Origin of the sequence: Hyphomonas beringensis (assembly GCF_000682755.1) — a bacterium.
GTDB lineage: Bacteria > Pseudomonadota > Alphaproteobacteria > Caulobacterales > Hyphomonadaceae > Hyphomonas > Hyphomonas beringensis.
The window spans coordinates 45490-62752 of record NZ_AWFF01000098.1 but is presented as its reverse complement, the minus strand read 5'-3'; the positions used below and the strand labels follow the sequence as shown (position 1 = coordinate 62752).

The 17263-nt window shown below is 57.2% G+C and carries 21 protein-coding genes; 4 read left to right on the top strand and 17 right to left on the bottom strand.

What is annotated here, in order from left to right:
* Positions 1 to 63 precede the first annotated feature (63 nt).
* The gene (locus tag HY29_RS17150; protein ID WP_034799393.1) at positions 64 to 819 is read left to right on the top strand and encodes a PhyR family response regulator anti-anti-sigma factor; all 756 of its coding nucleotides are present in this window, start codon (positions 64 to 66) and stop codon (positions 817 to 819) included.
* 20 nt (positions 820 to 839) lie between these two features.
* Here the strand turns inward: HY29_RS17150 and HY29_RS17145 are convergent, their stop codons facing one another.
* The 5 genes from HY29_RS17145 to HY29_RS17125 form a co-directional block, all read right to left on the bottom strand.
* Positions 840 to 1718: a 3-hydroxybutyryl-CoA dehydrogenase gene (locus HY29_RS17145; protein ID WP_034799391.1), complete on the bottom strand. Its 879-nt coding sequence runs from the start codon at positions 1716 to 1718 to the stop codon at positions 840 to 842.
* Positions 1719 to 1850: 132 nt separating this feature from the next.
* Positions 1851 to 2264, bottom strand: coding sequence for a GtrA family protein (locus HY29_RS17140; protein ID WP_034799387.1), 414 nt, complete (start codon positions 2262 to 2264; stop codon positions 1851 to 1853).
* 42 nt (positions 2265 to 2306) lie between these two features.
* Positions 2307 to 3302 (bottom strand): glycosyltransferase family 2 protein, encoded by a 996-nt coding sequence (locus HY29_RS17135; RefSeq protein WP_155838408.1) that lies wholly within the window; start codon positions 3300 to 3302, stop codon positions 2307 to 2309.
* Between the two features lie 225 nt (positions 3303 to 3527).
* Positions 3528 to 4457 carry an electron transfer flavoprotein subunit alpha/FixB family protein gene (locus HY29_RS17130; protein WP_034799384.1) on the bottom strand — a complete coding sequence of 310 codons (930 nt, stop codon included), beginning with the start codon at positions 4455 to 4457 and terminating at the stop codon, positions 3528 to 3530.
* Positions 4457 to 5203, bottom strand: coding sequence for an electron transfer flavoprotein subunit beta/FixA family protein (locus HY29_RS17125; protein ID WP_034799382.1), 747 nt, complete (start codon positions 5201 to 5203; stop codon positions 4457 to 4459). Before HY29_RS17125 ends, HY29_RS17130 begins: the two co-directional genes overlap by 1 nt.
* A 242-nt stretch (positions 5204 to 5445) precedes the next feature.
* Here HY29_RS17125 and HY29_RS17120 point away from each other — a divergent pair, with 242 nt between their 5' ends.
* The 3 genes from HY29_RS17120 (at position 5446) to HY29_RS17110 (ending at position 7254) form a co-directional block, all read left to right on the top strand.
* Positions 5446 to 6204, top strand: a complete 759-nt coding sequence (locus HY29_RS17120) for a YebC/PmpR family DNA-binding transcriptional regulator (protein WP_034799379.1) — start codon at positions 5446 to 5448, stop codon at positions 6202 to 6204.
* A gap of 109 nt (positions 6205 to 6313) precedes the next feature.
* Positions 6314 to 6934 (top strand): hypothetical protein, encoded by a 621-nt coding sequence (locus HY29_RS17115; RefSeq protein ID WP_155838407.1) that lies wholly within the window; start codon positions 6314 to 6316, stop codon positions 6932 to 6934.
* A gap of 8 nt (positions 6935 to 6942) precedes the next feature.
* Positions 6943 to 7254, top strand: coding sequence for a winged helix-turn-helix domain-containing protein (locus tag HY29_RS17110; RefSeq protein ID WP_034799374.1), 312 nt, complete (start codon positions 6943 to 6945; stop codon positions 7252 to 7254).
* Positions 7255 to 7263: 9 nt separating this feature from the next.
* Here the strand turns inward: HY29_RS17110 and HY29_RS18705 are convergent, their stop codons facing one another.
* The 12 genes from HY29_RS18705 to HY29_RS17055 all read right to left on the bottom strand — a co-directional run bounded on the left by HY29_RS18705 (position 7264) and on the right by HY29_RS17055 (position 17021).
* The gene (locus tag HY29_RS18705; RefSeq protein ID WP_051601727.1) at positions 7264 to 7707 is read right to left on the bottom strand and encodes a GNAT family N-acetyltransferase; all 444 of its coding nucleotides are present in this window, start codon (positions 7705 to 7707) and stop codon (positions 7264 to 7266) included.
* A gap of 55 nt (positions 7708 to 7762) precedes the next feature.
* A complete protein-coding gene (locus HY29_RS17100) occupies positions 7763 to 8971 on the bottom strand; it encodes a hypothetical protein (protein WP_155838406.1) in 1209 nt (402 codons plus the stop codon).
* Positions 8972 to 9067: 96 nt separating this feature from the next.
* Positions 9068 to 10474 (bottom strand): dihydrolipoyl dehydrogenase, encoded by a 1407-nt coding sequence (gene lpdA / locus HY29_RS17095; protein ID WP_034799369.1) that lies wholly within the window; start codon positions 10472 to 10474, stop codon positions 9068 to 9070.
* Between the two features lie 96 nt (positions 10475 to 10570).
* A complete protein-coding gene (locus tag HY29_RS17090) occupies positions 10571 to 10939 on the bottom strand; it encodes a hypothetical protein (protein ID WP_034799366.1) in 369 nt (122 codons plus the stop codon).
* An 89-nt stretch (positions 10940 to 11028) separates the two neighbouring features.
* A complete protein-coding gene (locus HY29_RS17085) occupies positions 11029 to 11661 on the bottom strand; it encodes a hypothetical protein (protein WP_034799364.1) in 633 nt (210 codons plus the stop codon).
* Between the two features lie 87 nt (positions 11662 to 11748).
* Positions 11749 to 13374, bottom strand: a complete 1626-nt coding sequence (locus HY29_RS17080) for a serine protease (protein ID WP_034799361.1) — start codon at positions 13372 to 13374, stop codon at positions 11749 to 11751.
* A gap of 70 nt (positions 13375 to 13444) precedes the next feature.
* Positions 13445 to 14266, bottom strand: coding sequence for a ferredoxin--NADP reductase (locus HY29_RS17075; RefSeq protein ID WP_034799358.1), 822 nt, complete (start codon positions 14264 to 14266; stop codon positions 13445 to 13447).
* 203 nt (positions 14267 to 14469) lie between these two features.
* Positions 14470 to 14613, bottom strand: a complete 144-nt coding sequence (locus HY29_RS19290) for a hypothetical protein (RefSeq protein WP_155838405.1) — start codon at positions 14611 to 14613, stop codon at positions 14470 to 14472.
* Between the two features lie 39 nt (positions 14614 to 14652).
* Positions 14653 to 14967 (bottom strand): rhodanese-like domain-containing protein, encoded by a 315-nt coding sequence (locus tag HY29_RS17070; protein WP_034799355.1) that lies wholly within the window; start codon positions 14965 to 14967, stop codon positions 14653 to 14655.
* A 100-nt stretch (positions 14968 to 15067) separates the two neighbouring features.
* Positions 15068 to 15967 carry a tyrosine recombinase XerC gene (locus HY29_RS17065; RefSeq protein ID WP_034799352.1) on the bottom strand — a complete coding sequence of 300 codons (900 nt, stop codon included), beginning with the start codon at positions 15965 to 15967 and terminating at the stop codon, positions 15068 to 15070.
* 241 nt (positions 15968 to 16208) lie between these two features.
* Entirely contained in the window at positions 16209 to 16616 is a 408-nt protein-coding gene (gene mscL / locus HY29_RS17060; RefSeq protein ID WP_034799349.1) for a large conductance mechanosensitive channel protein MscL, read from the bottom strand.
* Between the two features lie 105 nt (positions 16617 to 16721).
* Positions 16722 to 17021 (bottom strand): integration host factor subunit beta, encoded by a 300-nt coding sequence (locus HY29_RS17055; protein WP_034799346.1) that lies wholly within the window; start codon positions 17019 to 17021, stop codon positions 16722 to 16724.
* Positions 17022 to 17263: the final 242 nt, after the last annotated feature.

Sequence of the window (17263 nt, the reverse complement as noted above, 5' to 3'; positions counted from 1 at the left end):
TTAACGAACCGCGAATGCCGATCCTCAGACTTGAACGATGCCATAACCATCGCGGGGCCTATTATGCCGTTGCACGAACACCTTCAGGCCCTTTTGCCATCGTTGCGGCGCTATGCCCGCTCTCTCACGGGCAAACAACGTGAAGGAGATCAGCTGGTTGAAGACCTCCTGAATCAACTTCTCGAAGATAAGCTGGACCTAAGCCATACCGCCAGTTCGCGTCCCGCCTTTTACAAGGCGCTTGGGGATTTGGTAGACGTACAGATCGAGGCGAGCGACATCTTGCCGGAGTATCTGCGCCTTGCAAATACGACAGATCGCCGGGCACTTCTGCTGACCTCAGTCGAGAATTTCTCGGATGAAGAAGTGGCAGAGGCACTGGATATCGAGACAGATAGCGTTCAGGACCGCGTCAGGAATGCAACTGAGGAGCTTTTGTCTTCTCTGGCCACAACGGCCATGGTGATCGAGGACGAACCTTTTATCGCCTATGACCTGGCTACGACTTTGCGGGGACTGGGACATACTGTTCCTGCAACCGCGAACACGCATGCGCAGGCCGTTGCCCTTGCCAAAATGCACAAGCCTTCCCTTATCCTGGCAGACCTGCGTCTGGCTGATGAGAGCTCAGGTCTGGAAGCAGTCGAAGAAATTCAGGAATTCTGTAACGCGCAAGTCGTCTTTATTACGGCCTATCCGGAGCAATTGCTGACCGGAGACAAACCGGAGCCGGCCTTTCTCATCCCGAAGCCCTTCAAGACGAAAACGGTTACTGCCGTGGTGTGCCAGGCTTTACTTATGCACCAGATGGCCCGGTAAGCTCGCTACCCCAATCCAGGTTAGCGTGTCGGGACAGGATGCTCGCCGGAATAGTCGTAAAAGCCCTTTCCGACTTTCTTGCCCACCCAGCCGGCCTCAACATATTTCACCAGCAGCGGGCACGGGCGGTATTTGGTATCTGCCAGACCATCATGCAGAACCTGCATGATCGAAAGGCAGGTATCCAATCCAATAAAGTCTGCGAGGGTCAGAGGCCCCATAGGGTGGTTTGCGCCAAGGCGCATTGCCGTGTCGATGCTTTCAACCGTGCCAACGCCTTCATACAGCGCATAGACGGCCTCATTGATCATCGGGACAAGAATGCGGTTCACGATAAATGCCGGATAATCCTCGGCATTGGTCGTGGTTTTCTCCAGCCTGTTGGCAAAGTTGATAGCCAGCTCATAAGTTTCCTGGCTTGTGGCCAGCCCGCGAATAACTTCCACCAGCTTCATCAGCGGCACCGGGTTCATGAAGTGCAGGCCGATGAATTTCTCTGGCCTATCGGTCACGGAAGCGAGGCGTGTAATCGAGATGGAGGATGTGTTGGTCGCTAGATAGGTTTCCGGAGGCACGATCTCGCAAATAGAGCGGAAAATCTGCTCTTTCACTTCGCGTTTCTCTGTCGCGGCCTCGATCACAAAACCTGCAGCTTCATGGTCCTTAATGACCGTTGTCGGCTTGATGCGTGCCAGCGCAGTCTGCATTTCATCCTGATTGATGAGGTCACGGCTAACCTGGCGCACCATATTGCGCTCAATCGCTTTCATGCCGTGCTGCAGCGCATCTTCGGAGATATCGCTCAGGATAACGTCATATCCTGCGAGAGCGCTCACATGAGCAATCCCGTTGCCCATCTGACCCGCGCCAATCACGCCAATTGTCTTCAGGTCTGTCATCTCGCTTTTGCCCCAAGCTTGTTCAAAAAGACATGTCATATCGTGTTTGTGCAGTGCGTCAAACACAAGTCTATGTCGCAGCCTGGCTGTGCGTGTGCGCCATAATGTTGCTTTGCAAGCACAGCCCTGCGCTCAGCGGCGGAACACGAGAAAGCGGTTCAGGACAAAGTTCGTCGTAAAGGAGCCTGCGACCCCAATTGCGAAATAGATGCTTGCGAGAATACCGACAGGTGCTTTCCACGATTCCAGAAGGAAGATCAGGATCACTCTCACGAGACCAGCCAGCAACAGGACGGCGAGATTGCCCAGCAATCGATGATGCGAGACCCGTGATTCAGCGCTTCTGAATGTCCAGAACTCATGCACAAAATAGAACACGAAGCCGACCAGTATGAAGGAGACTGCGGCAGCCGAGGTGAGACTCAGATGCGTAGTATGAAACAGCGACAGGGTGAGAACATAATCCACACCCAGCGCACAGAGACTCACTAAAAAGTATCTCAGCCCCGTATTTCTGATCAGGGAGGAGCCCGACTGTTTATCCATCACGGCCTATTATCCCTGATTCCAAAGGCCTTTTGGCCGCGATCAGTAATGGTCCTTGCGGTAAGACGAAGCGGCCAGATAGGCGAGACGCCGGACTTCAGTGCGTCCTCTGGAAAGCGTGTCCAGTGTCAGCCCCACTGACAGCGACAGCATGGAAATGCCAAAGATGCCGATAGCGACAAAAAGTGTCGGGAAGCGCGGCACCAGACCAGTGTCCACATAAGTCATCAGGATCGGAATGATGAGAATACTGGCCATGAGAAAAAGCAGGGCCGCAACAGTGGAGAAGAATTCCAGCGGCTTCTCATCGCGGACAAGTCGACTGATCATCCGGAGTATACGCACGCCATCCCGCACTGTGCTCAGCTTGCTGGCAGATCCTTCGGGACGCGCGCGATAAGCCGTATCCATTTCGATGACGGGCAATTGCAACCGAAGGGAATGCACGCACAATTCCGTTTCGATCTCAAAGCCATTCGAAAGCGCCGGAAAACTTTTGACGAATTGTCGGCTCATCACCCGGTAACCTGACAGCATGTCACGGAAGCGATCGCCAAAGCTCATCCTGACCAGCCCAGCCAGCATCCAGTTTCCGAACTTATGCCCAAAGCGATAGGCGTCCTCATGGTCGCTTATTCGCGCGCCGCTGACCATGGCCAGACGATCCTCTACCAGCCGAGTGATCATGCGCGGAGCCGCCTCGGCATCATACGTCGCATCACCATCAGCCATGACATAAACGTCTGCCTCGACATCACTGAACAAGCGGCGGACCGCATTGCCTTTTCCCTGGTAAGATTCGTGGAGAACGACAGCACCAGCTGCGCGGGCAATTTCGGCTGTCCGATCCGAAGAATTGTTGTCACAGACAAATATGTCCGCCTGAGGCAGCGCCGCGCGGAATTCCTGCACGACCTGCGCGATGGAGGCCTCTTCATTGTAGCATGGAAGGATAATGGCAATCTTCAGGTCCTGTAGACCCAAAGTGTCGACCGTTCCGGCATCTGCGGGCACAGATCGCAAAAATGACTTGGCCATGTATCCACCTCAATCAGCTCTTGAGTCAGGAAAAAGCATAAGACTAACTGCCCTGAGCCCCAGACATTGCACCCTCTATAGCGAACCGACCTTAACAAAACGGAATACGGGCTCCTTTTGGCTCGCCGCCGTCCCAGTCGTCATGGCCACACCGATGCTCAGGCCACGAAAAAGCCCCCGGCGCATTATGCACCGGGGGCTTTTGAGAATTGATGCTTAATTGGATCAGAGCGCTTCGGTCAGCTCCGGAACAGCATTGAACAGGTCAGCGACCAGGCCATAATCAGCAACCTGGAAGATCGGAGCCTCTTCGTCCTTGTTGATCGCAACAATGATCTTGGAGTCCTTCATGCCGGCCAGGTGCTGAATGGCGCCGGAAATACCGACAGCCACATACAGCTCAGGCGCGACGATCTTGCCGGTTTGACCAACCTGATAATCGTTCGGGGCATAGCCCGCATCGACGGCGGCGCGAGAGGCGCCAACGGCGGCTTCCAGCTTGTCAGCCAGAGGCACAATCAAACGGTCGAACTCTTCCTTGGAACCGAGGGCACGGCCGCCGGAGACGACGCGCTTGGCGCCTGCCAGTTCCGGGCGGTCTGACTTGACCATCTGCTCGGAAACAAACTCCGACTTGAACGGACCTGCCGGGGCATCAACGGCTTCCACGGACGCGGAACCATCTTCGCCTGCAGCATCAAAAGCCGTACCGCGAACGGTGATGACTTTCTTGGCGTCGGAAGACTTCACTGTCAGGATGGCGTTACCAGCATAGATCGGACGCTCGAACGTGTCAGTATCGATCACATCGGTGATATCGGACAGCTGCATCACATCAAGTTTGGCTGCAATGCGCGGACCGATATTCTTGCCCATCGTGGTGGCTGGGATGAAGACGGCATCATAGCCATCCATCAGCGGCACAATCAGGGCCTCCATGGCTTCGGCAACCTGCTTGGCAACAGATGCGCCATCAGCGTGCAGCACTTTGCGAACGCCGGAAATCTTTCCAGCTGCCGCAGCGACATCGCCAGCACCTTCGCCCGCCACGAGGACATCCACATCGCCGCCGAATTTGGCAGCAGCAGTGACCACTTTATGGGTCGCGTCGTTCAGGGACGCATTGTCGTGTTCGGCAATAACAAGAACAGCCATTAGATCGCTCCCGCAGCTTTGAGTTTCGAAACCAGCGTGGCGACGTCTTCGACTTTCTCGCCCGCTTCACGTACCGGCGGCTCGGTCACTTTCACCACGGACAGGCGCGGCGCAATGTCGACACCGTAATCGCCCGGCGCCTTCTCATCGATCGGCTTTTTCTTCGCCTTCATGATGTTCGGCAGGGACGCATAGCGCGGCTCGTTGAGACGCAGGTCAACCGTTACGATGGCCGGTGTGGCCAGCTTCAGGGTCTGCAGACCGCCATCCACTTCGCGTGTCACTGTCAGGGCGTCACCGTCCTTTTCCAGCTTGTAGGCGAATGTAGCTTGCGGCCAGTCGAGCAGAGCGGCCAACATCTGGCCAGTCTGGTTGGAATCATCATCAATCGCCTGCTTGCCCAGCAGAACAAGATCCGGTTTTTCTTCTTCCACGACCTTTGCGAGCAGTTTCGCAACAGCCAGCGGCTCAACCGTTTCATCCGTCTTGATCAGGATGCCGCGGTCACCGCCCATGGCAAGCGCCGTACGGATGGTTTCCTGGGCTTGTTGCGGGCCGATGGAGACGATGACGACTTCCGTCGCCGTGCCGGCTTCCTTCATGCGAACAGCCTCTTCGACGGAGATTTCGTCGAACGGATTCATGGACATTTTCACATTGGCGAGATCGACGCCGGTCTGGTCAGGTTTGACCCGGACCTTCACATTATAATCGATCACGCGTTTGACGGGCACGATGACCTTCATACAAGCGCTCCAGATATCTGTTGGGGTTTAGACTTCGTGGACTGTGCCTATCGTCCCCAAATAAAAGACGCAAGGTTGACGTTAACGTAAGTGTCAATTTGGCGCGGAAAATTTTTGCAAATTCTACAGTCATTCACGCCCACAGGGGTGAAAATGGCTTGCATCCTCCACCTTGGCCATCCCGCCAACCTGCGCTAAACGCCACACTTTCCATCTTCCGAACCGATCCGACGAGGACTCACATGGCCGGCCACAGTAAATGGGCAAACATCCAGCACCGCAAAGGCGCGCAGGACAAGAAGCGCGCCGCGCTGTTCGCACGCCTTTCCAAGGAACTCACCATCGCTTCCAAGATGGGCGGGCCTGACCCTGACGGCAATCCACGCTTGCGTCTGGCGATCCAGAACGCGCGCGGCCAATCCATGCCAAAGGACAACATCCAACGCGCCATCGACAAGGGCCAGGGCGGCGGCGGCGATGACTATCTCGACATCCGTTACGAGGGCTTTGGCCCCGGCGGCGTCGGCATCATTGTGGAAGCCTCAACCGACAACAAGAACCGCGCCGCCACTGACATCCGCACGGCCTTCTCCAAGAATGGCGGAAACCTTGGCGAGACGGGCTCTGTCTCCTTCGGCTTCGACCAGGTCGGTGAAATCCAGTATCCGGCAGATGCTGGCAGCGAAGACGAGATGATGGAAGCCGCCATCATGGCTGGCGCCCAGGATGTCGAATCCGACGAGGAAGGCCACTGGATCTACACAGCGCGCGAAGACCTGCAGACCGTTGCCGACGCACTGGAAGAACATTTCGGGGAAGCCGTCGAGGCAAAGTCCGCCAAGCTGATCTGGAAACCGCAAAACACAGTTCCTGTTGAAGGCGACCAGGCGGACACGCTGATGAAGCTGCTCGATGTTCTGGACGATCTGGACGACGTTTCGAACGTCTATGACAATTCCGAACTCTCTGACGAGGAAATGGCGCGCCTGTCCGAGCAATAGGCGCTCTTAAATCCTGATCACCTGCCCGGTTTGAAACTGCCTGGCCAAGGCATTGACTCCTTCGATTACTCATGTACTTTGTTTTTCAAAGTACTCTATGGAGATCAAAATGAGTCCTCAAACCATGGCAGATGATCTTGCCTACATCCGCGACCTGGCTGAGGCTGGGAAAAATGCGCCGCTTCTAGGTGGCAGGTTTCTTGTCTTGTGGGGCGGCCTGACCACGGCCGCCTATATCGGCCACTACGCCATTGCCGAAGGCATGTTCGGCCTTCAGCCTGTAGCTTTCGCAATCATGTGGATTGCCTATGCCATCCTGGGTGTCGGCGGCATGTACTTGTTGAAGATGAGCTATCCCGACAGCAAACCTGGCCGCGCCTCAACGGGCAACAAGGTCTCTGCTCTTGTGTGGCAGGCTTCTGGCTATTTTCTCGGCGCCTACTTCCTTGGTGCCTTCCTGTCGGCGATGATTTTTGACGTCTTCTCACCGTTCCTCTGGTCCGTCCCGATGGTCGTCGGTCTCTACGGCCTGTCGCAATATGTATCAGGGGTGATCTCTAACACCGCTCCCCTCAAGCTGGCTGGTATTTTGGCCATGTTGAGCGTTGTTCCCGCCATCCTGCTCAGCGGTACGAATTATATGTGGCTGCTCGGGTCTGCCGTCGCGGCGGTTTGCGTCTTGGCGCCCGGTATCATCCTGATGCGTCATGAACCCAGCGAAACTGTCTGAGGTCCTCGATGACGGACACCAATCCCTTTGACCACTCCGACATCGACGATGTGATTCATGGCCGTTTGCGCCTTGGGGTCATGGCCTATCTCTCCACGGTCAGCCCCGCCATCTTTGGCGAATTACGAGACAAGGTGGGCGCCACGGATGGTAATCTGTCGACCCACCTGCGCAAACTGGAAGAGGCTGGCTATGTGGATCTCGAAAAGCTGTTTGTCGGCCGAAAGCCCCAAACACGAATCCACCTGACAGAAGCGGGTCGCAAAGCGTGGCTCGCCTGGCTCGACCGGATGCAGTCCCTTATGAAGGCTGCAGAATAGTTCATAATCTCAAGGGCCGATCAGGCGTATCTGGTCGGCCTTTGCTTTCCCCGTCTTAGCACCGACCTTCCAGCCGAGTGCCTCATACGCCTTGCGTGCACTCACATTCTGCATGTCGACATCCAGGCTGAGCGGCACACCTGTTTCCTGACGGGCGACTTCCAGCAAACCGCGACCCACGCCGCATAGCCGCCAATCATTATGCACGAACAAATGATCGACATAGCCTGTCGCCATTTTGAACGTCAGGAAGCCTATGACGCCCGACGAAGGCTCCTGAGCCACCAGCACGCGGGCACTCGCAAAGGCATTCTGCAGTACGGGCAGATAGGCTTGCCAATCGCCTCGCCAAGGGAAGGCGCGCAAGCTATCGCGAAAGATATGCAGGCACGCGATCCGGTCGTTCCGTGTGAACGGCCTGATGCTCCATCCGGCTCCTGCATGTTTGTACATGCAAAGCAGGCTAGGCAGAGACGGGCAGCGCGTCCAGCCGGGTTCGTGTCTTATGTCAGTCTGCCGCGCACTGTACGAGCTTGAGATTGCCGCCGCCGGTCTTGATGCTCTGCATCAGGCCCATCGAGACGAAATTGTCGAAATAGGTTTTCGAAATCGCGTCCTGCGCCGCTTCGCTGGCCTTCTGCCGTTCGCCGGGCGGCAAGCTGGCAATGCGAGCCTTTTGCTCATCGTACAAATTTTTCACTTCGCCGGCGCCCATACGTGCAGATTCCTCATCCCACTCGCCACCATCCTCCGCGATGACAACGTAAGGCGCATTATCGCCCGCATACATCATGCTGCGAAACAACAGCACCCAGCCGATGGGCTGCGGTTTTCCGAGGCGGAATTTTTCAACGAACATGACCTGGTGTGTCATCTTGCCGAGCGTGTCCTCGGTCTCCTTCGATTTGACGCGCGCCTCGCCGGTCTTCACCACCAGCATGTCTGCCTTGCAGGCCTCATCCTTGAATGCGCTGAACTGGGTGATGTCGCCCACGGCAGCCAGAAAGTCCTGCTGCTCCTTGATCTTCTCGGCGGCCACGGCTTTGCCGAAGGCCTCGGTTGTCTCGATCATGATTTTCACGGTCGCGGCATTGTTTTCAAGTTCCGCAGGCACAGGGCGGCAGGGTTTGCCATTGGACGGGCGCTCTCGGCAGGCGAGCGTCTGGGTCTTCTCGGCCAGCGTCTCCAGCGGATTGGCGGCCTCGTAATAACCGTAGCCCTTGAATTCCTTGATATGCGCGATCTCCTTGTCGAGCGCCGCGCGTTCCTCCGGCGTGTAGCGGAACACTTCGCCCCAGCGGAGGCTGCCCAGCACATCAACATGCGCAATCATACGCCAGTACTGATCCATCACGAACATCTTGGCCTGGTGCTGTTGCGGCAGGTCTGTGCCGTCAGGCTGCTTGCAGGCCATTCCAGCCACGCTGGCCTTAGCTTGCTCCAATGCGGCGTCCACTTGTCCACGAACCTCGGGTATCACCATGGCTTTCAGGTCCGCCGCTCTGATCGCGAGAATGGATTCCGATGCCAGTACGTTGATCGGGTCAGTCCAGTTGCACGTCTTCGCCGCTTCCGTGATCTTAGCCACGTTTGACAGTTCCGCGAGGATCGCATTGGGATTGGGCGCCGCTGGCTCAGGCGCACGCGGGTCAGCGGCCTGCGCCAAAACAGGCTCGCCCAGCAGGGCAAGACATAAGGCTGCCCCAATCAATTTCATGCACCGGATCATTGAAACGTCCCCCTGAATTCAATCAGGGTTTAGTCTATTCCCGGTTTTGGCTAGCGCAGAAACACCCCTAGGGGGGATGCCTGCCTACATTTGCATCGTCCAGCCTTCGACAGCCATTGCCGCCTGACGCACAGCTTCCGACATGGTCGGGTGGGCGTGAGACGTACGGGCAATGTCCTCAGAGGCAGCGCCGAATTCCATTGCGACGCATAGTTCAGCAATCATCTCGCCAACGCCGACACCGATCATGTGTGCGCCAAGGATGCGATCCGTCTTCTTGTCCGCCAGAATTTTCACGAACCCTTCGGTCTCGTGATTGGTGCGCGCGCGAGAGTTGGCCATGAAGGGGAATTTGCCCTTCACATATTCCACGCCCTCTTCTTTCAGCTGCTCCTCGGTCTTCCCGACCCAGGCCATTTCCGGCTTCGTGTAGACGACGCTCGGCACCAGATTGTAATCCACATGACCTGCCTTGCCCGCAATCAACTCGGCCACGGCAACGCCGTCATCTTCCGCCTTGTGGGCAAGCATCGGCCCATGAATGCAATCGCCAACAGCCCAGACACCGTCAGCCGCCTTGAAGTGACCATCGGTCACCTGCACAACGCCGCGCTTGTCCGTCGTAACGCCCACGGATTCGAGGCCGAGGCCTTCGGTATAGGGCTTGCGACCAATTGCAACGATCACGGCATCTGCGTCCAGAACTTCGGTTTCGCCGCCAGAAGCTGGCTCCATGCTCAGTTTGAGCTTGGATTTCAGCTTCTCAACACCCGTCACCTTCATGCCAAGACGGAAATTGAGGCCCTGTTTCTTGAGAACTTTCTGGGCTTCCTTGGCGATCTCATTGTCTGCGCCCGGCATGATGCGGTCGAGATACTCAACCACCGTCACTTCGGAGCCGAGACGCGCCCAGACGGAGCCCATCTCCAGGCCGATCACGCCTGCACCAATCAGGATCAGGCGTTTCGGTACAGACGTCATCGAAAGGGCGCCCGTGTTCGTGACAACGCGCTCTTCGTCAATCTCGATGCCCGGCAGGTTTGCCGGCTCGGAACCCGTCGCGATCACGATGTTCTTTGTGTCCAGCGTCTGCGTCTTGCCGTCTTCGCCGGTCACTTCGACCTTGCCCTTGCCGAGGATCTTGCCGCGGCCTTTGACATAGTCGACCTTGTTCTTCTTGAAGAGGAACTCGATGCCCTTGGTCAGGCCGTTCACGGCTTCGGTCTTCTGGGCCATCATCTGGTCCAGATCGAGTTCCAGCTTGCCGGTCTTGATGCCCATGCCTGCAAAGTCATTTTGCGCCGTGGCGAACAGTTCAGAGGCGTGAAGCAGAGCCTTTGACGGGATGCAGCCCACATTCAGGCAGGTGCCGCCAAGCGTGCCACGGGATTCAATACAGGCAACCTTCAGCCCGAGTTGTCCTGCGCGAATTGCGCAATTGTAGCCGCCGGGGCCGCCACCGATAATGACGACGTCGTATGTCTCAGCCATGGGGAAATCTGCCTTGGTCTAGGGGCTCAAAGGAATGAGCCGCCAAACTAGGCATTTTACTTCTGAAATCAATGCGACAGGCTCTGCAGAATTGGATTAGCTGCGTTTCGTTACGGCAAGGCCCACGAAAAGTAGCCACAGAACACCTGTCGTAATGGCCTCATCCATCCACAGCACCGGGTCCGCACCTGACGCCGCCATCAGTCCGGCGAGCAGCGTGAACAGCAAGATGCCCACCAGAAGGATCCATTTTCCGACAGACTGCCGGAAGATCAGCAGCAAACCGCCAAGCACCATCACACCTGTCGCGACAAGACGCACCAGACTGGTCGGAGGCTGCAACAGGGCATCAGACACACTGCTGCCCCGGCTGACCACGATATTCACGGCATGCAGACCGCCCCAGAACAACCAGGCCGCGATCAAAGTGATCAGCACGGCCAGCAAGCGCCAAATGATAGACATTGCATCCTCCCCTTTTCTTTTATCCGGAAAGGGTAGGGCGAAGCCTCACCTACAGCAAATGGAAACAGATATGCCTGCCGGGAGCCGCTCTAGCCAGCACGACGACGGCGCGCCTGCATCTTGCGGCCATGCAAGGCAAAACTGGCACGCTGACGCGCCACCGCAGCTGGCACGAAAGTGGGCTTCGGCTTGCGGACAACAGCCGGAACATCCTGGGCCGGGCTATGCGCCTGCACTTGCGGGGCCAGCGGCGTGGTCAGCAGCATGGGGACATCTTCTGCCTTGGCAGGCTGAACCTCACGACGCGGACGCACACGCAACTCCCAGACAGCGAAGAACAATAGAATGGCACCGACACAGACCCCGGCAATCGCGCCTTCTTCCGCGCTGGGGTCACGCCACCAGCCTGGCTCGAACGTCACGAGATAGAGGCAGGGAATACCGGCGAGAAGGCCATAGAGATACCACAGCACCCCGCCGCGGCGCCGGGCCGCAACCATGATGCCAGAGCTGTAAAAGCACAGGGATGCAATCAGGTACGGGCCGCCATGGGCGATGCCCAGCTGGCGCCAGTCCACGCTTTCAAGACCTGAGGCAATGTCATCCTGCACGATCCAGCTCATCACCATCATGATGGAAGGCCAGCGAACAGCCGTCAGCGCGCCAAAGGCAAAGGCGATCGCATAGACTGTCAGCAGGATGGCAATAAGACGGCGAAGCATCCCTTCGCGTAGCATGCGCGTAGTAACTGCCCGCTGAACAGGATGTTGCGAATTTCATCTATCTGGCGATGGAAGGGAAATGGCCTTTTAGTTTTCTGCCGCGTCCTGGGCGCCGCAAATGCGGGAATCTATGCAATAGTTCAGCACACCCATCGCCAGGTGCGGCGTAAGAGCTGCAGCGTCATCCACGCCTGCCTCTTCATCTGCCGCAATACGGAACAGGCCCCGCACACTTTCCTGTTGGCGAAGCGCCGTGCGCATCAACCGCGTGATATAATCGACAGGCGCCGCAATCTCGCTGAAACCACGCTGCGGAGACACTGGAAGCCGCGCATCTTCAGGCACAACCATGGCGATCATGGATTGCGGCCCCAGCGGCGGACCGGCCTGCAGGCCCGGCTCTCCGAAAAGATCTTTTGCCAGATAAACATCCTCGCCCGCTTCCCGTACAGGCCAGGCGTCTATGGCCTCCATCGGGTTGGGGTAGAGCTGCGTCAGCACTTCATTGGAATTGTAATCGAACAGCACCAGCTTGCCCCGCACAGGCAGCGTGACTTTCAGGTCCACCATTTCGCCATTCTCGATCACAGACACGGGTTCACCCGCCGCGTTCACCAGCGTCACCGGCATATCCACAACGATCTGCTCAAAATCCTGCTGCACGCTGGAAACGAGATCCGGCACACCGCGCGTCGGCGCGGGCAGATCCGCCGCCTGAATGAAGTTCGCATCAGGCACATGGGATTTCACCCAATCCGCATAGGCAGAGATGCGGGTATAGGCACCGGGGCTCTCCTCGCGTCCACAACCCACACCCCAGCTGACGATGCCGATCTGGTAGGGGCAACCATTCTTGTCATACTTTACAAGCGGGCCGCCGCTATCGCCCTGGCAGGCATCCTTGCCGCCCTGTTCCAGCCCCGCGCAGATCAGATGATTGTCGACAATCAGGGATTGGTAAGCTGCCGGATACCCTTCCAGCAGCGAGGCTCTCCTCAGACGCTTTTGACAGACGGATGCCTCCACGGTCGGCGCGGAAGTTTCCTGCAATACGAGACTCGGTGCTGCTAGCGCAAAGTTTCGTGCATTCTGCCATTTTGTGCGTTCGCCGAGCTCCAATTCTTCCAAGTTCCCAAAACCTGCAACCCAGGCTTCTTCGCCTGCCTTGGAAAGACGATCTGTCGACGCATCAACAGACAGCGTGGCAAGCGGCCCCGTCCAGGGGTCCGCCAGTTTCAGCAAGGCGATGTCAGCGCCCTTGTAGATATCTTCGGCCCCGGCATAGTCCGGATGCGTAATGACTTGGGTCACAAAAGACCCATGCGCATTGCCAGGCATGTATCCCAGATCTTCCGTACCGAGCTGAATCCGGATGGCGGCCACTTTGCGCAAAGGCGCGCCTGCACCTGCGGACTCATAGGCAAAGACGCGGCCGCTATCCTCAGACACGGCAAAGCCTTCAACACAATGTGCCGCCGTCACTATCCATTGGGGAGCGATCGCCGCACCGCCGCAGACATGGTACGTTTTCTCGCGCATGCGCAGCTGGATGGAGGCAATGCCCGGCCAGTTCTCAAGATGTGCGCTGACCCCGCCGACGACCTTCGCGCCGCTCGGCGTGTCGTCCACGCGGCAGGTCCGCTCCTGAGCGCTCGCCACCAAAGGCAAGGCAATCGCCGCAAGGGAAAATGTAAGTGACTGCAAAGCGCGCATATGCGTCGTCCTCCCGGGCAGGAGGTTAACCATAGCGCTTTCATTCCGCAAAGCGTTTGGTTCGGAGGTCTTAGCCCGCGAAGGCTTTCTCGATGACGAACTCTGCCGGCGCTGCGTTCGAGCCCTCTGTCAGACCCGCCTTGAGCATTAGATCCTTCACGTCCTGGATCATCTCCATGGAGCCACAGATCATCACGCGATCCGTTTCCGGATTAAGTGGCGGAACGTTCAGATCCTCAAACAGCTTGCCTGTCTCGATCAGGGTCGTGATACGGCCCTTGTATTCATAGTCTTCGCGTGTGCAGCTGCCATAGCGGCGCAGCTTGCCCTGGGCGAGTTCACCCAGAAATTCGTGATTGAGCGTCTCTTCAACGATCTCCTTGGAATATTCCAGTTCAGCCGCTTCCCGACAGGTATGTGTGACGATCACTTCGTCGAATTTTTCATAGGTCTCCGGATCGCGCACAACGCTTGCGAAGGGCGCAAAGCCCGTGCCGGTGGAGAAGCAATAGAGACGCTTGCCCGGCACCAGCGCATCATGCACCAGCGTTCCGGTCGGCTTCTTGCCCAGCAGAACCTTGTCGCCCGGCTGGATCTTCTGCAGACGCGAGGTCAGCGGGCCATCGGCCACCTTGATGGAGTAGAATTCCAGTTCCTCATCCCAGCTCGGGCTGGCAATGGAATAGGCACGCAACAGCGGACGGCCATCATCCTTGTAGAGGCCAATCATCACAAACTCACCAGACCGGAAGCGGAAGGTCGACGGGCGGGTCAGGCGGAACCGGAATAGCCGGTCCGTATAGTGCTTCACCTCAAGGACGGTTTCCTCGGTTGGCGCGTTCGGGTTCACCTTTTTGGCGGCAGCGGGGGCAGGGGATGCTTCTGCTGTCATGTCTTGGCTCTTGCTCCTTACGGGTACGCGGCGTCACATGACGCCTTAGCCGGACAAATGCAATGCACACGGCGAACACTTCAGATTTACTGAAGAGTCCCAGTGCACGGCGTTGCGGACCTTTAAAGGCAAAATTGAGAACGGTTTGCAATAGTGGAAACTGCGTAATGCGCGCTTATGGCCCATTAAGGCAAACAAAAGGCCTAGAGCGGGGCGCTTCCAGAAACCCAATGAATGTCCGGATCTGCCATCTGATAGCTGCCGTCCAACTCATAGATGTTCTGGTACCCATAGCCATAGAGATTGATGAAGGACGGCGCGCTAGAGCGGAACCAGCGTGACATCATCCATGAAATTGTTGTTGCAATAGATCAGGATGTGCGTGGCTATAGAGGGAATTGTGTCGGCCAATTTGGCATTCGTGAAATCGGAAAGTTCAGATGAACAGCGCCATCGATATGCCCCTTCACATAGGCCACCTGACGACGTGTCTCCAGAACCAGTGTCCCGTCTTCGGCTTTCATCTTGTTGAACGCGTCCCGATCAACCAGCCGCGTCTCGCGATACGCAGACACCTCATCTGTCAGCGCGGCAAAGCCCTCATAGTCGACTTGATCTTCCTGAGCCTCTAGAGGAAGCCCACAGCCGATAAAGGTGGCGAGGGTGAGAATCCCCAGAATTGCGTTTCTTTTGACACCCATAGCGCCAGTCCTTTCTGCATCCCTCCCCAGAGCTTACATCATCAGGATTACCGCGAATTGAGGCGGTAATGGGCAATTTGAAAGGGTTTTGTAAGGATAATCAGGCGCGCGGATGCGCTGCGGAGTGCACATCCCGCAGACGTTCGCTGTCTACGCCTGTATAGACCTGAGTCGTTGAAAGCGAAGCATGTCCGAGCAGGGTCTGGATCGCCCGAAGGTCTGCGCCCCCAGCCAGAAGGTGTGTCGCGAAGGCGTGCCGCAAGGCGTGGGGGGTCGCCGTATCCGGAAGGCCAAGGATCGCACGCAGCTTTTGCACCAGGCCCTGAATGAGACGCGGATTCAATGCCCCGCCCTTGGCCCCGCGAAACAAAGGATCATTCGGCCCCAGCCGATACGGACACACCTCAGCATATGCTTCCATCGCATGCCGCACGGCTGGGATAAGTGGTACTATGCGCACCTTGTTGCCTTTGCCGGTGATCCTCAGACGCTCTGGCGCGGGGATGTGAGACCCGGTGAGACTGAGCGCTTCAGAGATGCGCAGCCCTGCGCCATACAGCAGTGACAGGACGGCGGCGTCCCGCGCATTGATCCAGGCTTCGGTGTCCGGGTCTGACGCGGCCTCGTCGATCAGATCCTTTGCCGCTTCAACCGAAACCGGTCGTGGCAGGCGCTGCGGCCGTTTCGGACCCTGCAGATAGGCGATCTCGGCATTCTCGATGTCATGCGCGCGGCCCAGCCAGCGGTACAGTGCCTTAACCGACGACAGGAGGCGCGCAATCGAGGCATCGGACAGCCCCTCACGCCGACGCTGCGCCAGAAAGGCCCGCACTTCGCGTGCGCGCAACTTCCCAAGGCGTTTCGGCGTCGGCTCTTCTTCCAGATAAGTCTGCAGAAACCTCAGAAACCCGGCCAGATCGCTCTGATAGGCCTCAACCGTCTTGGCCGCCATGCGGCGCTCATTCTGCAAGTATGACGTGAAGGCGGCCAAGGTTTCCATCACGCCATTCTGTCAGAGCAGGCTTAAGGTTCAGTTGCGGCGTGCCGCACCCCTCTGACGAGAATAGCTGGCTCTCCGTTACATTGGACCGGATGGGTAAGGACAGCCCAGACAAGAATATCGCGGGCAAAAAAGAAGGGCAGCCAATAAGGCCGCCCCTCAATACTCTACTCGTTTACTCTACTATTCATGAAGGTAAACAAATACTGCTTAACCGTTCATGAATGACTCTTCGCAGATTTCAGCTTTGTTTGGCAAGAAGATTGCGAATTTCTTCCAGAAGCACTTCCTGGCGCGGGGGCGCAGATGGAGCGGCTTCTTCCTTTTTCTTCATTCTGTTCATGCCTTTAACGATCAGGAACATGACAAAGGCCACGATTATGAATGAGATGACGGCAGCAATAAAGTTACCGAGTTCAACCACTGCGGCCTCTTTCACCACTTCGCCAGCTGCGTTCACCTCGGCAGGGGAAATCGTGTAGGCAATCTCTGACAGATCAATGCCGCCCATTATGGGTGCCAGAAGCGGCAGGAAGACGCCCTGAATAAAGGCCGTCACGACTGTCGCGAAGGCGCCGCCCATGACAAAGCCGACGGCCATGTCGATGAGATTCCCCTTCATCGCAAATTCTTTGAATTCCTTCAGCATAAAGGCCCCTTTTCTCAATATACCGCCGGTTGGAATGATCAGAGATTAGCTGCCCATTCGGCAAAATCGTCAAGCGCGTTCATCACGCGCGCGAACCCGGTCAGCCTATCTCGCCTCGGGATCCTCGCCGCCGTTTACGCGGGCGCGCAATTCCTTGCCGGCCTTGAAGAAGGGCACGGCCTTGGCCGGGACACTGACGGCTTCGCCTGTCCGGGGGTTACGCCCCTTGCGGGCATCACGCTGGCGCACGGAAAAGGCCCCGAAACCGCGCAGTTCGACACGGTCCCCGCGGGCAAGCGCCGCACCGATCTCGTCCAGAATGACATTCACCACCCGCTCCAGATCTTCCTGGCGCAGATGGCTATATTCCATGGCGAGTTTTGCAATCAGTTCTGACTTCAGCATGTCTTTGATATTACACGCATTTGCGGCGGGAGCGCTAGGCCCCCGCCGCAAACATTTCATCAATTTTAGAATACGGATCCGAAGACCGTATCAGCCGGCTCAGGCGCTCTTGAGTTCTTCAGCCTGAGCTTTCCATTCTTCGCCTTTGCCAGAGGTGCCGACTTCCTCTTCGAGGACGGCAATCTGGGCATCTGTCAGCGCAGCGATCTGCCAGAAATGGTAGATACCAGCTTCATTCAGCT

Bases quoted from the DNA above. Each gene is read 5' to 3' on its own strand.
- HY29_RS17150 (WP_034799393.1), top strand. From the start codon at position 64: ATGCCGTTGCACGAACACCTTCAGGCCCTTTTGCCATCGTTGCGGCGC.
- HY29_RS17145 (WP_034799391.1), bottom strand. From the start codon at position 1,718: ATGACAGACCTGAAGACAATTGGCGTGATTGGCGCGGGTCAGATGGGC.
- HY29_RS17140 (WP_034799387.1), bottom strand. From the start codon at position 2,264: ATGGATAAACAGTCGGGCTCCTCCCTGATCAGAAATACGGGGCTGAGA.
- HY29_RS17135 (WP_155838408.1), bottom strand. From the start codon at position 3,302: ATGGCCAAGTCATTTTTGCGATCTGTGCCCGCAGATGCCGGAACGGTC.
- HY29_RS17130 (WP_034799384.1), bottom strand. From the start codon at position 4,457: ATGGCTGTTCTTGTTATTGCCGAACACGACAATGCGTCCCTGAACGAC.
- HY29_RS17125 (WP_034799382.1), bottom strand. From the start codon at position 5,203: ATGAAGGTCATCGTGCCCGTCAAACGCGTGATCGATTATAATGTGAAG.
- HY29_RS17120 (WP_034799379.1), top strand. From the start codon at position 5,446: ATGGCCGGCCACAGTAAATGGGCAAACATCCAGCACCGCAAAGGCGCG.
- HY29_RS17115 (WP_155838407.1), top strand. From the start codon at position 6,314: ATGAGTCCTCAAACCATGGCAGATGATCTTGCCTACATCCGCGACCTG.
- HY29_RS17110 (WP_034799374.1), top strand. From the start codon at position 6,943: ATGACGGACACCAATCCCTTTGACCACTCCGACATCGACGATGTGATT.
- HY29_RS18705 (WP_051601727.1), bottom strand. From the start codon at position 7,707: ATGTACAAACATGCAGGAGCCGGATGGAGCATCAGGCCGTTCACACGG.
- HY29_RS17100 (WP_155838406.1), bottom strand. From the start codon at position 8,971: ATGAAATTGATTGGGGCAGCCTTATGTCTTGCCCTGCTGGGCGAGCCT.
- lpdA (WP_034799369.1), bottom strand. From the start codon at position 10,474: ATGGCTGAGACATACGACGTCGTCATTATCGGTGGCGGCCCCGGCGGC.
- HY29_RS17090 (WP_034799366.1), bottom strand. From the start codon at position 10,939: ATGTCTATCATTTGGCGCTTGCTGGCCGTGCTGATCACTTTGATCGCG.
- HY29_RS17085 (WP_034799364.1), bottom strand. From the start codon at position 11,661: ATGCTTCGCCGTCTTATTGCCATCCTGCTGACAGTCTATGCGATCGCC.
- HY29_RS17080 (WP_034799361.1), bottom strand. From the start codon at position 13,374: ATGCGCGCTTTGCAGTCACTTACATTTTCCCTTGCGGCGATTGCCTTG.
- HY29_RS17075 (WP_034799358.1), bottom strand. From the start codon at position 14,266: ATGACAGCAGAAGCATCCCCTGCCCCCGCTGCCGCCAAAAAGGTGAAC.
- HY29_RS19290 (WP_155838405.1), bottom strand. From the start codon at position 14,613: ATGATGTCACGCTGGTTCCGCTCTAGCGCGCCGTCCTTCATCAATCTC.
- HY29_RS17070 (WP_034799355.1), bottom strand. From the start codon at position 14,967: ATGGGTGTCAAAAGAAACGCAATTCTGGGGATTCTCACCCTCGCCACC.
- HY29_RS17065 (WP_034799352.1), bottom strand. From the start codon at position 15,967: ATGGAAACCTTGGCCGCCTTCACGTCATACTTGCAGAATGAGCGCCGC.
- mscL (WP_034799349.1), bottom strand. From the start codon at position 16,616: ATGCTGAAGGAATTCAAAGAATTTGCGATGAAGGGGAATCTCATCGAC.
- HY29_RS17055 (WP_034799346.1), bottom strand. From the start codon at position 17,021: ATGCTGAAGTCAGAACTGATTGCAAAACTCGCCATGGAATATAGCCAT.